Genomic DNA, 5585 nt, shown 5'->3' with positions numbered 1-5585 from the left:
CGCGCGGCGGCGGAGCTCAAGCGGGTAACGGGAAGGTCGTGCCATGACTCGATCCTTTCATGGAATCGAGTCTCCATTCGAACCGGGGCGGTTCATCCATGAGGTAACCCATCCATGATGAGGGGCCTAGCAGCGCGGGTTTGGGGAGTATCTGGCCGGGCTGTTGGCGCCGTGGGAGGCAGTCCAACGGAGCGCTGTGGCAAGGTGTCCGGATGGACCAGCGGGAGCCTACGGCGGGGGCGGACGTGGCCGCTCACCACCGCCCTACCTGACGGTCCCTGTAAGGCGCTCGGGCCCCGCTGTGTGATGGGTCGGGGCGCAATGCGAGCGTGGTGAATATGACCACTGACACACCAGCAGATGTGCGAGTCACCCGGGCATGGAGCCGGATCGTGGAATGGCTGGCCGAGTACGCCCCGCCGTCGTACGCGGCCCTCAAGCCCGGCGCCTCCGACGACGAGATCGTGGCCCTGGAAGAAGCCCTCGGCGTGAGCGTTCCGGAGGAGTTGAAGGCGCTGTGGCGGCTGTCCGCCGGTGAGGACGGCGTAGACGGTTCGGGGCTCATGCTGGGCGGCTGGGCCCTGATGCCGCTCGACGCCGCGATCGAAGTCCACCAGATGCAGATGCGGTTCCAGGAGGAGGGCGGCGAGGACGGCACCGAGGACGAGAACGCCGTGGTGCTGTGGAAGCCATCTTGGATACCGTTCTGCTCCTTCAACCCCGGCGACACCGTCTACGGCCTCTACCTGAACGGTGAGAACGGGGAAGTGTGCCAGTGGACCAGGTTCGGGGAGCGCGAGCGGGAGTACGAGTCGCTGCCCGCCTACCTGGAACTCATGGCGGTCAGCCTGGAAGCCCCCTTGGCTGCGGCCGGCCCGGAAAAGCCCGGCATGATGGGCGGCGCCCTGGTGTGGGGACCCCCTCCTGACGAGGAGCACAGGGACCAGTGGGTGCGCCACCTTGGCCAGGCCCCGCCGCGCCATCCCGCGAAGACTCTCGGCGCGATCCGGGAAGCTCTGCCCGGAGATGAGTGGGAGGAGTTCGACGAGCAGCGCGACGCCCTCGACCTGACCGACCCCGAGGCCGTCGCCGCCTTCCGGGACCACTGGTGGGAGCGTGCCGTGCAGGCCCAGGAGGAACTGGAGGACGACGTTGCCGCTGCGCTGGGCGGGAACATCATGGTCCAGCCCGGCCGCAAGCTGGCGCCGGAGTACGAGGCCACACTGCCGCCCGCCGTCCGCCACCTCCCGCCGTCCCTGGACGACATCCGCGCCACCCTGCGCCACGAGAGCGTCCGCGCACGGTTCAACCGGGAGTTCATGGACGCGATCCCGCCGCACTATCCGGCGCTGCTGCTGCGATGGTGGGACATCGCCCGCCTGATGGCCGACCCTCGCGGCGATCGGGCCGTACGCGCTGTTATCAACGGCCGCCGCGCCTCGGACTAGGGCGTGCCGAAGGGCACTGTCATTGACCTGCGCTGTCTCACGGCCGCCTCACAAATGCAGCCGATATGAAGTCGGCCGTGAGAACGTGCAGCCGAACTTGAGACCCCACACACGGCTGTAGGATCTCGCGGCCCGTGTCACACGGTCACCGCTGTGACCTGGGGCTCTCAAACCTGTCTCACCACGTGTCGAGGTTGATCAGTCTCACGACGGTGGCGGATCTCCAGGGCTGGGCTCGTCACTCGTCTTCGTCGTCGAAGTCGTAGGGCGGGATGGTCCATCGCATCACCATCTCGCCCGCCTCGTCGGCTTCGAGCGTGACTGGATAGACCTGGCCGGCGTCCCGCTCACCGCGGTGCCTGATCGAGTGGTCCCCTTGGTCCCATTCGATGCCAAGCACCTGGCAGCCACCGACCTCGATCGCACCGACGTGGAGCGGATGGTGCCACCCGGCCCGCCGGAAGCGTTGGAAGTCGGTGTGCTTATCGATCGAGACCATGAGGCCCTTGCCGTGGAGGCGGTCGCGCCAGGCGGTGAGTTCGGCCGCGCGTGCGACTGCCTCGGCCAGCGGGAGGTCGAGCCAGCCATGTGGTCCGGCGACGCCGTACTGTGCGATCCGCTCGCCGCCGAACTGCGCGTGTGCAACGTCTTCGTACCGGCCCCAGTAGGTGACGTCGGCGAGCCCGTCGGCCGGCTCGTCCTCCATACCCGTCCACGCGTCCAGCCCCACGGCGTCGCCGATGGCCATGCCGCACCGGTCGACGGGCAGGTCCCCGAGCCGGACCGGCACCGATCGGTCCGCGGTTTCGGGCCATGGGAGTCCGAGGCTGATCTCCAGCGTCGTGATCGTCGGTTCCTCGTCGAACGGGGACGGCGAGGTGCTCGCCCTCACCCTCAACGGCCGGTCGTCAGCGGCCGGGACCGCGACCGCCTCACACAACCACTCACGAAGATGGCCTCCGCCTGACGACGCCGCCGCCTTGGCGCGCTCGGACAGGGGCTGACCCAGTTCCCGCCAGTGGTCGATCCACCCGGCCATGCCGAGCACCAGCACACTGGACGGCGCATTGACGGATCCCAGGTCTACGAAGGTCTCAGGCATGCGCCGATTGTGCCTTCCCAGTACGACAGGGCTCGGTGCGAGGTGTCGGCGCCCGTCGCCGGAGCCTTCGCGCTGCGGCGGCCACCTTGCCAACCGGTTGTCCTGTCGCACCGCGGCGTGGGTAATGAGTGGCTACGTGCTGGGCTACGCCGGTTTCACCCTGCTTGGTGGCCACGCCGCCGATCTGCTGGGCAGGCGGCGGATGTTCCTCACCTGGCTGGGTGTCTTCCTCGTCTTCTCCATGCTGGGCGGCTTCGCGATCGACGGCTGGATGCTGGTCGTGGCCCGGTTCGTCACCGGCGTGGCAGCGGCCTTCATGACCCCCGCCGCCATGTCGATCATCACGACCTCGTATCCGGAGAGGCCGCAGCGCGACAAGGCCCTGCTCATCTTCGCCGGCGTCGGCGCCGGCGGCTTCTCGCTGGGCCTCGTCATCGGCGGGCTGCTGACCGAACTCGGCTGGCGCTGGGTGTTCTTCGCCCCGGTGTTCCTGGCCGGCGCCATCCTGCTCGCAGCGCTCAGGCTGGTACCAGCCGAGGCCCGCCCCGAGCCCGCACAGCCCGGCTACGACCTGGCCGGCGCGGCCAGCGCCGCCGCCGCGATGCTGATGTTCGCCTACGGCATCATCCGGCTCGAGCACCGCAGCGAAGGGCTCGGGCTGACCCTCGGCACGCTCGCCGCCGGGCTGGCACTGGTGGCGGCGTTCATCGTGATCGAGCGGCGCGCCAAAGCGCCGCTCGTCCGGCTGGAGATCTTCCGCAAGGCCACGATGGTGCGGGCAGACCTCGCCGCGCTGCTCTTTCTGGGTGCGTTCTACGGCTTCCAGTTCATCGTCACGCTCTACCTACAGGAGCTGCGTGGCTGGTCCTCCCTACAGACCGCGATCGCGCTCATCGTCATGGGATGCGACGCCGTGCTGGCGCCCACCCTCACCCCGCGTCTAGTGAACCGCTTTGGCAACAGTCGAGTGATCTTCGGCGGCTTCCTACTGGCGATCGTGGCCTACGGCCTCTTCCTGCCGGTGGGGATGGACTGGTCCTACGCGGCGATGTTCCCGGGCCTCCTCCTCTCGGGTATCGCTTCGCCCTCGCCTACGGTCCGCTGACCATCGCGGCGACCGACAGCGTGGCCCAGGAGGAGCAGGGCCTGGCCGGCGGGCTGCTGTACACATTCACCCAGTTCGGCTCGGCAGTCGGGATCTCCGCGGTGACCGCGGTGTACGGGATCGCCGCCGCAGGCGCCGACGGCTCACCGGGCGCGGTGCTGGACGCCTACCGCACCGCACTCATCATCCCGGTGGTCATGGTGCTGCTGGGGGCGGCAGTCTCGGCCCTCGGCCTGCGGCCTGCCGACAGCCGACAAAAGGGCACGGCGCCCGCGGCCCGCGACGAAGCCAGCGGCGGCGTCCCGGGATGAGGCCGACGATGCCTGCCGTGACCGAGTCGGCGTCGGCCTACCCGCCGCCGGTGCAGCCAACCGTCCGTCATCAGAGAAGACGTTGAGCGACAAGCTGATGGCGTGTCGTCGTCGCCCGGTGACATCGATTCGCATCGACATTGATCACGAGAAAGCGTCGCGAGTGACTCCCGGACTCACGTTGAAACGACATCCCGGGAGAGTGACACAACCAACCACCCGACCCACGCCTTCCGACAACACGAAGCAGCAAGCCATGACAGACAGCCTGTTCACCCTCACACCCGAGCAATGGCAGCGCCTTGCCTCCGCCCGCCTGGCCTACACCGACACCGTGAGTCCCTACTACGACGAGACGCTGCAACACGTGACCCAACGCGCTTGCGACAGCGGGGACATCGGCAAAGCCGACATCGGAGCACTGCTGATGTGGAAGCGCCTCAGAGCCGACACCACCTGGGCCGCCGAACTCATGGCCCTCCCGGACGCCGACGTACGCCGCACAACGGCCGCAGCCACAGCAGCCGCCCGGGACACCACTCTCAGCCGCAGCGCAGCAGCGCAAGCCGGCCGAGCAGACCTCGCCCCCCTACCGGGCTTCCGCACCGGCGACGCCCTCGCCTCCGCCGTCCTCACGGCAGCCGCACCGGACCGGATGGCCATCTACGACCGGCGAGCCCACAGTGCACTGCACACCCTCGGCATCACCCTCAGCCACGCACCCGGCCGCTACAGCCGCTACATAAAAGCGATCGACCAGCTCCTGGCAGCCGCCCCAGCCCCGATCCGCGACTGGACCGCACGAGACATGGACACCGCCCTGTACTGGCTCAACCACCCCACCAACACCACAGCCAGCACATAGCAACACTCAACGAGCCTGATCAACACGCAGCAGAACTGACCAAAGCTGACCAACACTCACTCCACCTGACAAAGCGCCAGCTCAGCGCACAGCCCAAGCCGCCGTTCCCTCCTTCACCGAGCCGTAGCAACCCGGCCTGAAGCGCTACCACCAACAGGCACCAAACTGATCAGCCCAGGCCAACCCCATGACCCACTGATCAGAAAGACCGCTCCTGGACAGCGGCGTAACCGCGTTGTAGACCACGAGAGGGTCCGTGCCGAAAACAGTCGGCACGGACCCTCTGCGCGTCTCGCGGCCACGTTGCTCAGGCGCCAGCCCTTCGGGCGCGGGCGGTCAGCGCGTCGCGCAGGATGCTGTCGGGTGTGCGGGCCATGCGCAGCAGCTCACGCACTACTTCGGCCTTGTCCCAGCGGATGCCGGTCTGGGCCCGCAGCTCCAGAATCCATCGGTCGATCTCCAGCGCTTCGCCCGGGTCGAACCGGACTGTCAGCGGGATGGCTCCCTCTGCTTTCGGGGCGGGGCGGGGAGCTGTGTCATACATGGTCATACCCGGTCTAACGAGCCAGCATTACGGCGGGACTTCCGGCGTGCGTTCACCGTACGAGCGAGCACCGACATCCTCCAGCAGGGGCGCGAACTTCACGCTCCTGCGACCTTTCGAGGTAGATGACACCCGCTCTTCAGCGCGACTTGGACTACGGGAGCGGACGCCCGAACGGCCTCCGCGCGCACTCGCCGTGCGCAGAATCAG

4 protein-coding genes and 1 pseudogene are annotated in these 5585 nt (G+C 68.1%); 3 read left to right on the top strand and 2 right to left on the bottom strand.

The features are described from left to right. Positions 1 to 338 precede the first annotated feature (338 nt). Entirely contained in the window at positions 339 to 1448 is a 1110-nt protein-coding gene (locus ACWEK3_RS41940; protein ID WP_384440205.1) for an SMI1/KNR4 family protein, read from the top strand. A gap of 238 nt (positions 1449 to 1686) precedes the next feature. On the opposite strand, the gene ACWEK3_RS41935 is transcribed toward ACWEK3_RS41940, so the two are convergent. Further along, positions 1687 to 2550: a hypothetical protein gene (locus tag ACWEK3_RS41935; RefSeq protein WP_453252216.1), complete on the bottom strand. Its 864-nt coding sequence runs from the start codon at positions 2548 to 2550 to the stop codon at positions 1687 to 1689. A gap of 97 nt (positions 2551 to 2647) precedes the next feature. Between ACWEK3_RS41935 and ACWEK3_RS41930 the strand changes: the two are divergent. Continuing rightward, a pseudogene (locus ACWEK3_RS41930) lies at positions 2648 to 3966 on the top strand (MFS transporter); the annotation flags it as partial. Between the two features lie 256 nt (positions 3967 to 4222). After that, complete coding sequence (locus ACWEK3_RS41925) at positions 4223 to 4831, top strand: hypothetical protein (RefSeq protein ID WP_384440212.1); 609 nt, start codon at positions 4223 to 4225, stop codon at positions 4829 to 4831. A gap of 307 nt (positions 4832 to 5138) precedes the next feature. Here ACWEK3_RS41925 and ACWEK3_RS41920 read toward each other — a convergent pair whose 3' ends face one another. Then, a complete protein-coding gene (locus ACWEK3_RS41920) occupies positions 5139 to 5375 on the bottom strand; it encodes a hypothetical protein (protein ID WP_453252215.1) in 237 nt (78 codons plus the stop codon). Positions 5376 to 5585: the final 210 nt, after the last annotated feature.

Source organism: Streptomyces sp. NPDC004721, assembly GCF_053601495.1.
Note: the sequence above shows the minus strand (reverse complement) of the source record. Positions and strands in the feature narration are given on the sequence as shown.